Origin of the sequence: Agrobacterium leguminum (genome assembly GCF_005144435.2) — a bacterium.
GTDB classification, from domain to species: domain Bacteria; phylum Pseudomonadota; class Alphaproteobacteria; order Rhizobiales; family Rhizobiaceae; genus Agrobacterium; species Agrobacterium leguminum.
In genome coordinates this window covers 851254-865203 of sequence record NZ_CP120212.1, presented here as the reverse complement: position 1 = coordinate 865203, position 13950 = coordinate 851254, and the positions used below count along the sequence as shown (strand labels likewise).

The following is a 13950-nucleotide window of genomic DNA, read 5'->3' as shown; positions in this document are numbered from 1 at the left end:
GACCCCTCCAAAAGCCTGAAACTAGCGGTATATTGCCTCCACAATATGGACCGTTAAAAAACTATGCATTCGGGATACACAGGAAAAGTGCCAAAATCAACTGTATAAATGCAGTATTGCGTGGTTTTCATCGCGTGTTTATAGGTCCACATAGTGGATCATACTATAATTGATTGAAATTTATCTGTGATGTAACGAGCGCGCAGCAATTTCCGGGGCTTTTCGGAAGCCGGTCGAGACGAAAGCGCTTATGATGCCGGGCGATCCGGATGGTCTGGCGCTATGCGCTGGAGAAGTCGAGGAGCGCATCCGCTGTCTATGGCGGCAATGACGGTCATAAAGTCGTCAGGTCGCACGACTTGAGCGGATAAGGCTGCCCATGGTGGACATGCTTCCACGCAGGTAGCGATGCACAATCAAAACGGTTGAGAATTGTCAGTCAGGTAAAATGAAAGACGATTGGTCCGGGTGACGGAATACGGATGATATTGCTTTATCAAACGAAGCAGCCGCCCGTTAGGGCGGCTGCTGTTTATCTGATGTTCTCTGTCAGCCTCAGGCTGCCTTTTCGAGTTCCTGCTTCCAGTTACCCTTGGCGGCGAGGCTGTTCATCGCGGCGCGGTGCGTGAAGGCGCGCTGGCCGGCGGCGACATTTTCCTGCTTGCCGCCCCATGTCTTGAGGGCCGTATCCTGAAGCGCGCGGCCGTAGGAATAGGTCAGCGACCAGGGCAGGTCGTAGCCGGCATTCATGGCGGAGAGATGCGCCGTTGCCTCTTCGGAGGACTGGCCGCCGGAAAGGAAGGCGATGCCCGGAACGGCGGAAGGCACGGTCGCCTTCAGAACCTTCACGGTCTTTTCCGCTACTTCCTCAACGGAAGCCTTGCGGGCCTTCTTGCCGTCGATGATCATGTTCGGCTTGAGGATCATGCCTTCAAGGTTCACACGGGCGTCGAACAGGTCCGCGAAAACGGTCTGGAGAACCCATTGCGTGACTTCCGCACAGCGGTCGATGTCATGCGTGCCCGGCTCGCCGTCCATCAGCACTTCCGGCTCCACGATCGGCACGATATCCGCCTGTTGGCAGAGAGCGGCGTAACGGGCGAGCGACTGGGAGTTTGCCTTGATCGAACCCCAGCTCGGACGCTGCTCACCGATGGTGATGACGCCGCGCCATTTGGCGAAACGGGCACCGGCCTCATGATACTTGCGCAGGCGCTCGTAAAGACCGTCGAGGCCTTCGGTGATGAATTCATGCGGGTGGAAAGCCATCGGCTTGGCGCCGATATCCACCTTGATGCCCGGCAGGCTGCCGGCCGCCTTGATGATATCCACGAAAGGCGTGCCGTCGGCGGCCTTCTGGAACAGGGTCTCTTCATAAAGGATGACGCCGGAGATGTATTTCTTCATGGCGTCGTCGGAACGGAACAGCATCTCGCGATAATCGCGGCGGGCGGTCTCGGTGGACTCCAGATTGATGCTGTCGAAACGCTTTTTGATCGTTCCCGTGGATTCGTCGGCGGCGAGCAGGCCCTTGCCGTCGGCGACCATTTTGATTGCGATGTCTTCGAGACGTTCGGTCATTTGCTATTCTCCCAAGGCACAATAAATTTCCGATAACAGAAGTTCCAGGGCAGGGAAATGGCACGCTAACTCATTGAAACGATTGAAATGATTTCAATCGTTTGAAACTTTTCCTCCCGGTGCCGCTTACCAAAAAGCAAGGCCGGACAAGCATGGCTTGTCCGGCCTCGTGTCAGGCAAGTAGGGTGAGTTTACTTGGCGGCGGTCAGGATGGCAACGCCCGGCAATTCCTTGCCTTCCATCCATTCGAGGAAGGCGCCGCCGGCCGTCGAAACATAGGAGAAATCCTCGGAAACACCGGCATGGTTGAGCGCGGCTACGGTGTCGCCGCCGCCGGCGACGGAGACGAGCTTGCCGGCCTTGGTGCATTCCGCCGCGTGTTTTGCAGCGGCAACGGTCGCCGCGTCGAAGGGCTCGATTTCGAAGGCGCCGAGCGGGCCGTTCCAGACCAGCGTTTCGGCGCGGGAAATCCAGGCCTTGATGCTTTCAACCGATTTTGGGCCGACATCGAGAACCATGGCATCGGTGGGAATGGCGTTGATGTCGACGATTTCATTGGCCGCACCGGCCTTGAATTCGCGGGCGACGACGCCGTCCTCCGGCAGCACGATGGCGCAGCCGGATGTCGCAGCCTCGATCATGATCTGCTTTGCGGTCTCGGCGAGATCGTGCTCGCAAAGCGATTTGCCGACCTGTGCGCCGCGGGCGGCGAGGAAGGTGTTGGCCATGCCGCCGCCGATGACAAGGGCATCGACCTTCTTGACGAGGTTCATCAGCAGATCGATCTTGCTCGAAACCTTGGCGCCACCGACGATGGCGACGACCGGACGGACTGGCTGGCCGAGGCCTTTTTCCAGGGCCTCAAGCTCAGCCTGCATGGTGCGGCCAGCATAGGCGGGCAGGTGGCGTGCAAGGCCTTCGGTGGAAGCGTGGGCGCGGTGGGCGGCGGAGAAGGCGTCGTTCACGTAGATATCGCCATTGGCTGCCAGAGCTTCGACGAAGGCCGGATCGTTCTTTTCCTCGCCCTTATGGAAACGGGTGTTTTCCAGAAGCAGGATATCGCCATCGTTCAGTTTCGCGACGGCATCCGCCGCAGGTGCGCCGATGCAGTCGGTCGCGAAGGAAACGGCGTGATCCAATACTTCCTCGACGGCGGGTACGATCTGGGAAAGCGACATATCGGCCACCGGTTCGCCCTTCGGACGGCCGAAATGGGCAAGCAGAATGACTTTCGCGCCCTTGGAGGACAGTTCCAGAATGGTCGGCGCAACGCGTTCGATACGGGTTGCGTCTGTCACCTTGCCATCTGCGACCGGCACGTTGAGATCAACGCGGACGAGAACGCGCTTTCCGGCAATGTCGTTGAGGTCGTCGAGGGTCTTGAAAGCGGGCATAGGTCGATCCTGATTTGTTGCGAGTTCGGCACGGACCATACTATGCCTGATTGACGACGCAAGCCGGTCAGGCCTCATTTTCTCTCACTGTATTCGGAGCGGCGGGGGCACTTTCTTCAACGCTGGCGGAGTGTGGCTGGCGCTTCTCTGCCAGATGGTTGCGCACACGATTGAGGATTTCCGAAAAGCTGATGAAGATCGGCAGGCTGGTAGCCGGTTCCACCGGTTCGAGGGAGATGCCCACACCGGTTATCGCCTCGTGTTCGTCCAGTGTGCGAACGATCAGCACGATGGAGCCGAGGCGCACGCGGTCGGCATAATCGGCCTTTCCGGCAAGACGGGCCTCGATGAGTTCCGCGACGCTCATCGCCTGTTCGGCGGGCGAAAGCAGGCCGGGACCATAGGCTGCGTCCAGTTCCTTCGCCGGACGGGCGGGCGAGATCGCGAAGGTGCCGAAGAAATCGGCGTCGTCATCGGCAACCGGCAGGGCGCTGGCGAACAGTCGGTCGATCAGGCGGGAATAGCCGGGGGCGATGAAGAGGTAGACGAGATCGTTCTCCCGCAGCCGCCCGGCATATTGATAGCGGATCGATTTGCCGTCGCGCACCACCAGCGAGGGCATGGCCCAGCGCGGAATACGCTCGCCCTGCATGATGGCGCTACCCTTGGCGACCCGGTAGGAAATCAGTTCGTGATTGGCGGTGCCGGGCAGGTCGACTTCCAGCTTGTCCACTTCGCCCATGCGCGGCGGCACGATCAGCCCGAGTCGTGTCGCCACCGGCTTGATGGTCCAGCCCTGCACCAGCAGCGACACCAGCACGATGATGAAGGCGGCGTTGAAATAGATCTGCGCATCGTCAAGGCCGCCGAGAATGGGCATGATGGCGAGCAGGATGGAGACGGCACCGCGCAGGCCCACCCAGGCGACGAAGGAGGTTTCCTGCTGGGTATAGTTGAAGGGCATCAGGCTGAGCCAGACCGCGAGCGGGCGGGCGACGAAGATCAGGAACAGCGCAAGCAGCACGGCGGGAATGGCGATGGCCGGAAATTGCGACGGGGTGGCGAGCAGGCCGAGCATCAGGAACATGATGATCTGGGCAAGCCAGGTCAGCCCCTCATGGAAACGGCGAATGGTTTCCTTGGCGAAGATCCGGCGGTTGCCGGCAACGATGCCAGCCACATAGACCGCCAGAAAACCGCTGCCGCCAATTGTGCCGGTGAAGGAGAAGACCAGCAGCGCCAGCGCCAGCACGAAGATCGGCGCCAGCCCGCGGTCGGCGGCGAAACGGTTGACGACGGTGGCGATCATGACGCCGCCGAGCAGGCCGAAAACCACGCCAAGTCCCATCTGCTCGATGAAAAGCAGCAGAAACCCGCTATCGATGCCGGCCAGCCCCTGACCCTTGGCGATGATTTCGACCAGGGCGATGGTGAGGAAGATCGCCATCGGATCGTTGGTACCGGATTCGACTTCCAGCGTCGAACGCACCTGATCGCGGATATGGATGCCGCCGATGCGCAGCAGGAAGAACACGGCCGCCGCATCGGTGGAAGCGACGATGGCGCCAAGCAGCAGGCCTTCCAGCCAGGAAAGCCCGAGCAGCAGGGCCGCCGCGCCGGCAAAAAAGACGGATGTGAGGATGACGCCGACTGTGGCGAGAGCGACGGCGGGTGCTGCGGAAAGCCGGAAGGACTGGATGGAGGTGCCGAACCCGGAATCAAAGAGGATGACGGCGAGCACAAGCGACCCAAGCATATAGGCCAGTGGATTGTTGGTGAATTCTATGCCGAGACCGTCCACACCAGCCACAAGGCCGATCATCAGGAAAAGCAGGAGGAGGGGCGCGCCGAACCGGAAGGCGATAAGGCTGGAAAAGGCGGCGACGAGAACGAGAACAGTTGCGACCAGCAACAGAAGATAAAATGATTCCACGTCCACCGCCTCATTCAAACCGCGTTGACCGCTGCAATGAATGCTCTGCGCGTCTGCAGTCAATGCGCCACGGGTTGCGGTCTGTCAGCGCTGTTTCGGGTGGCGTTGAGAGGCGACGCAAGGCGGGGTGTATCGAATGATACGGCAGGGCCGAAGTGCATTGCGCACGACCGTTATCCCTGTGTTTCTTGTCCGTCCCAAAGTGGACCAGACAAAGGCAGGAAATGGGAATTTTTTCGGCGTGCAGGGAAAACATGCAAGGCCTGGAGAAGCGGCGCATACCCTGCACAAACAATTCATCCGCCGGTGTTTCAACGTAACATAGAGACAATGCAGCTGCGTTAGTTCTCGCCTCCGAATTGCTTTTACCCATTATCGGAGCGATCGGATGAAACGGATATCTACCTTTATGATGCTGCTGGCGGCCGGCCCGATAGTTTCGGGTTGCTCGAGTACGGAGCAGACGGCAGAAAACATGGCCGCGCAACGGGAGCGCTGTCGCGTCTTCGGCTATTACGAAGGCTCGCGGGATTTCGCCGACTGCATGATGAAACTCTCCATGCAGCAAAGCGAATTGAGGCAACAGACTTTCGATACGATCTGGAGCAGTGCCGGGAATTCCGGTCCGGTCATTATCAACAATAGAAAATGACGAATGCGCGCACCTCTTCCGGCTGGTTGAGGGATGGCTTGCATCGTCGCTTGGCCAGTGACGGTTTTCGATCCCAAGCGCCCCGCCTTGCTTCGGGATCGACGCCGGCAGGATCGCTCCTGCCGGTTTTTTATGAAAGCGATGCCCGCTTAGATGGTCTTCGCAAATGCGACGGCCGTGTCCGACATGCGGTTGGAGAAGCCCCACTCGTTGTCGTACCAGGACAGAACGCGCACGAACTTGCCTTCCATGACCTTGGTCTGGTCGATCGCGAAGATTGAGGAATGGCTGTCGTGGTTGAAGTCGCGGGAAACCAGCGGCTCCTCGGTGTAGCCGAGAATGCCCTTCAGCTTGCCGTTGGCGGCAGACTTGATCGCCTCGTTGATTTCCTCAACCGTCGTGTCGCGCTTGGCGATGAACTTGAAGTCGACGACCGAAACGTTCGGGGTCGGAACGCGGATCGAGGTGCCGTCCAGCTTGCCCTTGAGGTGCGGCAGAACGAGGCCAACGGCCTTGGCGGCGCCCGTCGAGGTCGGGATCATGGAAAGGGCTGCGGCGCGGGCGCGATACAGATCCTTGTGCATGGTGTCCAGCGTCGGCTGGTCGCCCGTGTAGGAGTGGATCGTGGTCATGAAGCCATGATCGATGCCGACGACGTCATCGAGAACCTTCACGACCGGCACGAGGCAGTTGGTGGTGCAGGAGGCGTTGGAAATGACCAGATGGTCCTTCGTCAGCTGGTCGTCATTGACGCCGAAGACGACGGTGAGGTCTGCGCCGTCAGCCGGAGCGGAAACGATGACGCGCTTTGCGCCAGCCGTCAGGTGTGCTGCGGCCTTGTCGCGGGCGGTGAAGATACCAGTGCATTCCAGCGCGATGTCGACACCGAGTTCCTTGTGCGGCAGCGTTGCCGGATCGCGAACGGCGGTAACCTTGATCGGCTTGCCGCCGCCAACGATGATCGTGTCGCCTTCGACCTTCACATCGGCCGGGAACTTGCCGTGGATCGAATCGTAACGCAGCAGGTGTGCGTTGGTCTCAACCGGGCCGAGGTCGTTGATGGCAACGACTTCGATATCGGTGCGGCCGGATTCGACGATGGCACGCAGGACGTTGCGGCCGATGCGGCCGAAGCCGTTAATGGCAACTTTTACAGTCATTTACAGTCTCCCGAACAAGAATGGGCGTGGTCTTTGCTGAATGGTGAGGGCCTGGGAAGCCCTCACGCAAGTTTTGCCTCGACTGCGGCGACGACGGCTTCCGCCGTGATGCCGAAGTGCTTGAAGAGATCCTTCGCCGGCGCAGACGCTCCAAAGGAGTGCATGCCGACGAAAGCACCGTCGTTACCGATGAAATAATCCCAGCCCTGGCGGATGGCGGCTTCGACCGCGATCTTGACCGGAGCCTTGCCGATGATGGCGTTGCGATAGGTTTCCGGCTGTTCCTTGAAAAGCTCGAAGCAGGGAACGGAAACGACACGGACGGAAACGCCGTTGTCCTTCAACGTTGCGGCGGCCTTCAGCGCCACTTCGACTTCCGAACCGGATGCGAAGATCGAAACCTTGGCGTCGCTGGCGGAGACGAGTTCGTAAGCGCCGTAAGCAGACAGGTTCTTCTCTTCATATTCCTTGCGCGAGGGCGCAAGGTTCTGGCGGGTAAGGGCCAGCGCGGAAGGACGATGCTTCTGTTCCAGCGCGAGCTGCCAGCATTCCGCCGTTTCGGTTTCATCCGCCGGGCGGAAGACGAGCAGGTTCGGAATGGCGCGTAGCGCTGCGATCTGCTCCACCGGCTGGTGGGTCGGGCCGTCTTCGCCGACGCCGATGGAATCATGCGTCAGAACGTGAACGACACGGATGCCCATGAGCGCTGCAAGGCGGATCGACGGGCGGCAATAATCCGAGAAGATCAGGAAGCCGCCGGCATAGGGGATGAGACCGCCATGGAGCGCGATGCCGTTCATCGCCGCCGCCATGCCGTGCTCGCGGATGCCGTAATGCAGATAGCGGCCGGAGAAGTCCGTCGGCGTGATGGACTTCATCTGGCTGGTCTTGGTGTTGTTGGACGGCGTCAGGTCAGCCGAACCGCCGATCATTTCCGGCAGGACGCCGTTGATGACTTCGAGCGAATCTTCCGAAGCTTTGCGGGTGGCGACGGTCGGGTTGTTCTCGATGATCTTCTTCTTGAAGGCATCGATGGCGCTGTCGAAATTGCCGGGCAGGTCGCCGGCGAAGCGGCGCTTGAACTCGGCCTTCTTGCCGGCTTCAGCGGCTTCAAGGCGGGCTTCCCAGTCCTGGCGGGTCTTGGTGGAGCGCAGGCCGGCAAGACGCCATGCATCCAGCACGTCTTCCGGAACGACGAAGGCTTCCGCTTCCCAGTTCAGATGCTTGCGGGTGGCGGCGATTTCTTCGGCACCGAGCGGGTTGCCGTGAACCTTGTGGGTGCCCTGCTTGTTGGGCGCGCCGAAGCCGATGACGGTCTTGCAGGCGATGAAGGTCGGGCGGTCGGATTTCTGCGCGGCTTCGATGGCGGCGGCAATCGCGTCCGGATCGTGGCCATCGACGCGGATGGTGTTCCAGTGAACGGCCTGGAAGCGGGCGATCTGGTCGGTGCTGTCGGAGAGGCCGACTTCGCCGTCGATGGTGATGTTGTTGTCATCCCAGAACAGAACGAGCTTGTTGAGCTTCAGGTGGCCGGCAAGCGCGATGGCTTCGTGGCTGATGCCTTCCATGAGGCAGCCGTCGCCGCAAAGCACATAGGTGAAGTGGCTCTGCAGGTCGGAACCGAACTCCTCTTCCAGCTTGCGCTCAGCGATTGCCATGCCGACGGCGTTCGCGATGCCCTGGCCGAGCGGGCCGGTCGTCGTTTCGATGCCGGTCGCGTGGCCGTATTCGGGGTGGCCGGCGGTCTTGGAACCGAACTGGCGGAAACGCTTGATCTCGTCGATCGTCATGTCCTCGTAGCCCGTCAAATAGAGCAGCGAGTAAAGAAGCATCGAGCCATGACCTGCCGACAGCACGAAGCGGTCGCGATCCGCCCAGAGCGGCGCCTTGGGATCGAATTTCAGGTAACGGGTGAAGAGAACGGTGGCGACATCAGCGGCGCCCATCGGCAGACCGGGATGGCCGGAATTGGCCTTCTCCACTGCATCCATGGCAAGAAATCGGATCGCATTTGCCATCCGGTTGTGTTTGTCGCGAGAAATCATGGCTTTTCCGTCTGTTTCCGGGTGAAAGGAGATAGTTTTACGCAACTATCCAAAAAGCGGGTTGATCCATAGCAGGTGAGGCCGGCAAGTCAATAAATCCACGGGCGTTTGCGGTTCGCTGAGGGAGAAAAAATCGTTTAGAAAATCGGGCATCCTGACAAAATCCGTGCGATAGGCGCTGCCGCCTCTTCGTTCATCCACAGAGCAAAACGTCTCAATGCACTGGTTTGATTGACGGGATGGTAAATCGGGTAATAACCTCGTGATTGTTGAAAAGGCCTGAAACCGGACGATTCGGCCGGTGGCGTGCGAGTTGGAAAAAACGATGTCGGCTGACAAGACCGTACAATCTGCGCTGACGGAGCTGAATGCTGCCATCACAAATCTCGAAAATGCCATCGATATGCGTATCGAGCGGCAAAGGGAGACGGGCGAGATCGATAACGAGGTCAAGCGGGTCCATGTCGACCGCGCAAGGCTCGCGCATGAGCTGGATCAGGCCGAGTTTCGCGCCAATCGTCTTGAAGAAGTCAACCGCGAGGTTTCCCGCCGGCTGGTAACGGCGATGGAGACGATCCGCGCGGTGCTGGATCGATAGGAGCGGGCTCATGGCGCAAGTCACAGTTATGATCGACGGCAAGGCCTATCGCATGGCGTGCGAGGCGGGGCAGGAAGACCATCTGACCGATCTCGCAACGAGGTTCGACCGGTATGTCGGGCACCTCAAGAGCCAGTTCGGCGAAATCGGCGATCTTCGCCTGACCGTTATGGCGGGCATCATGGTGATGGACGAGCTTTCCGAACTCAATCGCAAGATCGAGAAGCTGGAAGGGGAGGTCGCATCCCTTTCCCGCAACCGCGACGGCATGGCCGAGCACCGGGCGAAATCGGACGAGATGGTGGCGCTCGCCATCGGCGATCTGGCCGACCGCCTGAACGGGATCACCGAAAAACTGCTGGCGCGGCCGAAGCCCGCCGCGCATTGATGGCCTGAACAGTTCTGAGGCGGCAAAATTTCGCGCGCTGCCCTCTGGCGGTTTTCTCCGATCCGTCCTATATCTTGGATGCGTTCTGCGCTTCCCGACAGGAACCACAATCCCTGGGGCCATACTCGATCCAAAGGGAGCTGTCCCTGGCCAGTCCCGTGGGGCTGGACACACGGTGCCCACCTACTTTTGTAGGCGCCCAGGATCGTAAATCTCCATCGGTCGCCGTGGATCGCGCTTGAAGTTTCGGATCAACCTCCGGGGCTTCCCTGATTCCTTGATATATTCGACAGTCATTTTTCATAGCTGCCGGACACGGCTTTTTTATATTGCCGTCATTGCAATGGCGGAACAATTCCCTATTATCCGGATTGGTATGTCTGTCATGCCCTTTAAAAAAGGGCGCTGCGGTCAAAACCGCGACGTGCCGTTCAACAGCCCAAAGAGCTAAACTTGTTTACTGAAATTATGATCGTGGTCCTGCTCACCGTATTGAACGGTGTGCTTGCCATGTCCGAGCTTGCCGTTGTCTCCTCCAGACCGGCGAGGCTCAAAGTGCTTGCCACACAAGGCAGCAAGGGCGCCACACTGGCGCTCAGCCTTTCCGAAAATCCCGGACGCTTTCTTTCCACGGTGCAGATCGGCATCACGCTGGTCGGCGTCCTTTCCGGCGCTTTTTCCGGCGCCACGCTCGGCGCCCGCTTCACCGCGTGGCTTCTGGAGCAGGGCGTTCCCGACCGTGCCGCCGATGCGCTCGGCGTCGGCTCGGTGGTCGTCGCCATCACCTATCTGTCGCTGATCGTCGGGGAACTGGTGCCCAAGCAGATTGCGCTGCGCGATCCCGAAAAGGTCGCCGCCCGCGTCGCCCCCACCATGATGCTGCTGTCCAAGGTCGGCGCGCCGCTGGTGTGGCTGCTCGACCGGTCGGGCAAGGCCGTTCTGGCGCTTCTCGGCCATAGCGGTGAATCCAACGCGTCGGTCACCGACGATGAAATCCGCACGGTTCTGGCCGAAGCCCACAGTGCCGGTGTGATCGAGACCGAGGAATCGGCGATGATCACCAGCGTCATGCGCCTTGCCGACCGCAATGCGCGCGGCCTGATGACGCCGCGACGCGATGTGGAAGTGGTCGATATCGAAGACAGCGCCGAAGAAATCCGCGAGCAGCTTCGCCAGACGCAGCGTTCGCGCCTGCCGGTGCGCAACGGCGCCTCGGATGAAATTCTCGGCGTGCTTTTCGCCAAGGACGCTTTCGATGCGCTGGCTTCCGGCAAGGAACTCAACATTCGCGAGCTTCTGCGGGAAGTGCCGGTCGTATCGGATCTGACGAGCGCGGTGGATGTCATCCAGTCGCTGCGTCGCTCCACCGTACATATGGTGCTGGTTTACGACGAATACGGCCATTTCGAAGGCATCATCAGTTCCGGCGACGTGCTGGAAGCCATCACCGGCGCGTTCCAGGAAGATGATGACGAGGAGCCGGCCATGGTCGAGCGCGAGGACGGTTCGTTCCTCGTCGCCGGCTGGATGCCCGCCGACGAGTTCGCCTATCGCATGGGTTTCCAGATCGACGAGGATGCCGAGTTCGAAACCGTTGCCGGTCTGGTTCTGGACGAGTTCCGCCGCCTGCCGGAACTTGGCGAACATGTCACCCGCAATGGTTGGCGTTTCGAGGTTATCGATCTCGATGGCCACCGCATCGACAAGGTTCTCGTGAGCCGGGCCGCCTGATGCCCGGTGACGTTGCCGAAAAAGCAAGGCTGCGCGGCGAAAGGCTCGCCGCGCGCGATGCGCTGACGCTGGCGGAGCGCCAGCAGAAGAGCCAGTCCATGACGGCCCATGGCGCCTCCGGCATCCCCTTTGCGCCGGGCACCGTAATTTCCGGCTTCATGCCGATCCGCTCCGAGGCCGATACCCGGCCGCTGATGGAAGCGTTGCGGAGAAGGGGCGGGCGTCTTGTCCTGCCCGTTGTGCTGGATCGTGAAACCATTGTCTTCCGCGCCTTTGAAACGGATACGCCGCTGGTGAAGACCGGCTTCGGCACGACCGGCCCGAGCGAGGATGCGGAGGTTCTCGATCCGGATATTCTGCTCGTGCCTCTTTCCGTCTTCGATGGCAAAGGTCAGCGGGTCGGTTATGGCGCGGGCCATTATGACCGCGCCATTGCGCGGTTGCATGGCAAAGGTCGGTTTCCCATTCTCATCGGCGTCGCCTTTGACTGTCAGGAAGTGCCGTCGGTACCGGCAGAACCCCACGATGTGCCGCTTCATGCCATTTTGACGGAGAGCGGCCTGCGCTGGTTTTCCGGCCAGCCGTTGATGTCTGATAACGGGCAAACGGCGCTTTAGCACTTTTTAAAAGACGGATTACCCGCTAGAGGGACGAAATCCAAAGAACATACGCAAAACGGGGCGGTGAATGAGACTTCTTTTTCTCGGAGATATGGTTGGCAAGACCGGACGCACGGCTGTCTGGGAACGATTGCCGGGGCTGATTTCCGACCTGAAGCTGGATTTCGTCATCGTCAACGGTGAAAACGCTGCCGGCGGTTTCGGTATTACCGAAGATATCTATCTCGAGACCATCAATGCCGGCGCCGATGTGGTGACGACCGGCAACCACGTCTGGGACCAGAAGGAAGCGGTTTCCTTCTGTGAGCGCCACGATCAGTTCCTGCGGCCCGCCAATTATCCGGATGGTACGCCGGGCAAGGGCTCGGGCATTTTTTATGCCCGCAACGGCGCGCGCATACTGGTTGCCAACATCATGGGCCGGGTCTTCATGCATCCGGAACTGGACGATCCCTTCAAGTCGGCGGAAAACATTCTTGCCGCCTGCCCGCTGAAGGAACAGGCCGACGCCATTATTTTCGATTTCCACGCGGAAGCGACCAGCGAAAAACAGTGTTTCGGCCATTTCGTCGATGGGCGCGCTAGTTTCGTTGTCGGCACCCACACCCATGTTCCGACCGCCGACGCGCAGATATTGAACGGTGGAACCGCCTACATGTCGGATGCCGGCATGTGCGGCGATTATGACAGCTCGCTTGGCATGGAGAAGGAAGAGCCGATCAACCGCTTCATTTCCAAAATGCCGAAGGGCCGTTTCGAGGCTGCGAGCGGACCTGCAACGATCTGCGGTGTCGGCGTTGAGATTTCCGACCGAACCGGACTTGCGGAAAAGATTGCGCCGCTGCGCATCGGACCGCGACTTTCGGAAACCCTGCCGTCCTTCTGGGTTTAATCTTCCCCGAAGCGTTCACAATGACGAGAGTGTAAGCCTTCCGTTACTCTTGTAACTGGACGCTCGCCAAAACCTGTCCCATCCTCTCAGCTTCGCAAGTTCAGGGGAGTGGCATGATGCTGCGCGTGCTAATGCTTGCAATAACGGGGCTGATCGCCTGTTCGGGAGCGGCCTTCTCCCAGACGGCGAGCCGTCCTCCCGTCAGCCAGTGCCAGGCGATCGCCAGCAACATTCCGGGCGTCATGTTCGCGAGCTTCAATCCGCCGGGTGTTCAGCTGGCGCAAGCTGCGGCAAAGGAAGAGGTGAAGATCAGCTTCATCGGCCATTCCACCTATCTCATCGAAAGCCCCGGCGGTGTGACTATCGCCACCGATTATAACGGCGTCTATCGTCCGCCCGTCACGCCGACGGTGGTGACGATGAACCGGGCGCATTCGACGCATTTTACCCTCAGTCCGGACCCGGCCATTCAATATGTACTGCATGGCTGGAGCGATACGCCGGGAGAAAAGGCCGAGCACAAGGTTCTGGTGGGCGATGTCTATATCCGCAATGTCGCAACCGATATCCGCAACCGCTGGGGCGATTACGAGTCCTTTCAGGAGAACGGCAATTCCATCTTCATCTTCGAGGTTGCCGGGCTGTGCATCGGCCATCTCGGGCATCTGCATCATGAGTTGACGGATACGCATTATGCCGAGATCGGCCGCCTGGATGTCCTGATGGTGCCGGTGGATGGCGGGCTGACCATGGGGGCCGACAGCATGAGCCGGGTGGTCAAGCGCCTGCGCTCCGCGCTGATCCTGCCGATGCACCGCACCGGCCCGCCGCTGGAGCAGTTTCTGACGATGTTCGGCGAAAGTTTCCGTATTGCCTATGCGACCGATCCGGTGATCCGGGTTTCGATGAGGAACCTTCCCCGCCAGCCGCAGATACTGGTGCCGAAAGGCATGTAG

12 protein-coding genes and 1 other RNA gene are annotated in these 13950 nt (G+C 59.9%); 8 read left to right on the top strand and 5 right to left on the bottom strand.

All coding sequences use genetic code 11. The features are described 5' to 3' along the window. Positions 1–555 precede the first annotated feature (555 nt). The 3 genes from CFBP4996_RS18550 to CFBP4996_RS18540 all read right to left on the bottom strand — a co-directional run bounded on the left by CFBP4996_RS18550 (position 556) and on the right by CFBP4996_RS18540 (position 4908). The gene (locus CFBP4996_RS18550; protein ID WP_003523197.1) at positions 556–1581 is read right to left on the bottom strand and encodes a class I fructose-bisphosphate aldolase; all 1026 of its coding nucleotides are present in this window, start codon (positions 1579–1581) and stop codon (positions 556–558) included. Between the two features lie 191 nt (positions 1582–1772). Next, entirely contained in the window at positions 1773–2975 is a 1203-nt protein-coding gene (locus CFBP4996_RS18545; RefSeq protein ID WP_080854256.1) for a phosphoglycerate kinase, read from the bottom strand. 67 nt (positions 2976–3042) lie between these two features. After that, positions 3043–4908, bottom strand: coding sequence for a potassium/proton antiporter (locus CFBP4996_RS18540; protein WP_080854863.1), 1866 nt, complete (start codon positions 4906–4908; stop codon positions 3043–3045). Positions 4909–5317: 409 nt separating this feature from the next. On the opposite strand from CFBP4996_RS18540, the gene CFBP4996_RS18535 reads away from it, so the two are divergent. Beyond that, complete coding sequence (locus tag CFBP4996_RS18535) at positions 5318–5560, top strand: hypothetical protein (protein ID WP_020812226.1); 243 nt, start codon at positions 5318–5320, stop codon at positions 5558–5560. Between the two features lie 149 nt (positions 5561–5709). Here CFBP4996_RS18535 and gap read toward each other — a convergent pair whose 3' ends face one another. Further along, on the bottom strand, positions 5710–6720 hold the full coding sequence (gene gap / locus CFBP4996_RS18530; protein ID WP_003506200.1) for a type I glyceraldehyde-3-phosphate dehydrogenase: 1011 nt from the start codon (positions 6718–6720) through the stop codon (positions 5710–5712). 62 nt (positions 6721–6782) lie between these two features. Further along, positions 6783–8765, bottom strand: coding sequence for a transketolase (gene tkt / locus CFBP4996_RS18525; RefSeq protein WP_020812225.1), 1983 nt, complete (start codon positions 8763–8765; stop codon positions 6783–6785). A gap of 325 nt (positions 8766–9090) precedes the next feature. Here tkt and CFBP4996_RS18520 point away from each other — a divergent pair, with 325 nt between their 5' ends. The 7 genes from CFBP4996_RS18520 to CFBP4996_RS18490 all read left to right on the top strand — a co-directional run bounded on the left by CFBP4996_RS18520 (position 9091) and on the right by CFBP4996_RS18490 (position 13950). Beyond that, entirely contained in the window at positions 9091–9363 is a 273-nt protein-coding gene (locus CFBP4996_RS18520; RefSeq protein WP_035263131.1) for a DUF4164 domain-containing protein, read from the top strand. Between the two features lie 10 nt (positions 9364–9373). Continuing rightward, the gene (locus CFBP4996_RS18515) at positions 9374–9751 is read left to right on the top strand and encodes a cell division protein ZapA (RefSeq protein ID WP_003523207.1); all 378 of its coding nucleotides are present in this window, start codon (positions 9374–9376) and stop codon (positions 9749–9751) included. 79 nt (positions 9752–9830) lie between these two features. After that, positions 9831–9989, top strand: a non-coding RNA gene (ssrS, locus tag CFBP4996_RS18510) — 6S RNA. 230 nt (positions 9990–10219) lie between these two features. Continuing rightward, positions 10220–11482 carry a hemolysin family protein gene (locus tag CFBP4996_RS18505; protein WP_003523208.1) on the top strand — a complete coding sequence of 421 codons (1263 nt, stop codon included), beginning with the start codon at positions 10220–10222 and terminating at the stop codon, positions 11480–11482. After that, on the top strand, positions 11482–12099 hold the full coding sequence (locus tag CFBP4996_RS18500; RefSeq protein ID WP_080854258.1) for a 5-formyltetrahydrofolate cyclo-ligase: 618 nt from the start codon (positions 11482–11484) through the stop codon (positions 12097–12099). Before CFBP4996_RS18505 ends, CFBP4996_RS18500 begins: the two co-directional genes overlap by 1 nt. Before the next feature lie 70 nt (positions 12100–12169). Then, positions 12170–12994: a TIGR00282 family metallophosphoesterase gene (locus CFBP4996_RS18495; RefSeq protein WP_003523211.1), complete on the top strand. Its 825-nt coding sequence runs from the start codon at positions 12170–12172 to the stop codon at positions 12992–12994. A gap of 113 nt (positions 12995–13107) precedes the next feature. Next, the gene (locus tag CFBP4996_RS18490; protein ID WP_121490329.1) at positions 13108–13950 is read left to right on the top strand and encodes an MBL fold metallo-hydrolase; all 843 of its coding nucleotides are present in this window, start codon (positions 13108–13110) and stop codon (positions 13948–13950) included.

What these genes read in the sequence shown, in the direction of transcription:
- gap (WP_003506200.1), bottom strand. Translation starts at nt 6,720, where the DNA reads ATGACTGTAAAAGTTGCCATTAACGGCTTCGGCCGCATCGGCCGCAAC.
- CFBP4996_RS18550 (WP_003523197.1), bottom strand. Translation starts at nt 1,581, where the DNA reads ATGACCGAACGTCTCGAAGACATCGCAATCAAAATGGTCGCCGACGGC.
- CFBP4996_RS18535 (WP_020812226.1), top strand. Translation starts at nt 5,318, where the DNA reads ATGATGCTGCTGGCGGCCGGCCCGATAGTTTCGGGTTGCTCGAGTACG.
- CFBP4996_RS18520 (WP_035263131.1), top strand. Translation starts at nt 9,091, where the DNA reads ATGTCGGCTGACAAGACCGTACAATCTGCGCTGACGGAGCTGAATGCT.
- CFBP4996_RS18545 (WP_080854256.1), bottom strand. Translation starts at nt 2,975, where the DNA reads ATGCCCGCTTTCAAGACCCTCGACGACCTCAACGACATTGCCGGAAAG.
- CFBP4996_RS18490 (WP_121490329.1), top strand. Translation starts at nt 13,108, where the DNA reads ATGATGCTGCGCGTGCTAATGCTTGCAATAACGGGGCTGATCGCCTGT.
- CFBP4996_RS18515 (WP_003523207.1), top strand. Translation starts at nt 9,374, where the DNA reads ATGGCGCAAGTCACAGTTATGATCGACGGCAAGGCCTATCGCATGGCG.
- CFBP4996_RS18500 (WP_080854258.1), top strand. Translation starts at nt 11,482, where the DNA reads ATGCCCGGTGACGTTGCCGAAAAAGCAAGGCTGCGCGGCGAAAGGCTC.
- CFBP4996_RS18495 (WP_003523211.1), top strand. Translation starts at nt 12,170, where the DNA reads ATGAGACTTCTTTTTCTCGGAGATATGGTTGGCAAGACCGGACGCACG.
- CFBP4996_RS18505 (WP_003523208.1), top strand. Translation starts at nt 10,220, where the DNA reads ATGATCGTGGTCCTGCTCACCGTATTGAACGGTGTGCTTGCCATGTCC.
- tkt (WP_020812225.1), bottom strand. Translation starts at nt 8,765, where the DNA reads ATGATTTCTCGCGACAAACACAACCGGATGGCAAATGCGATCCGATTT.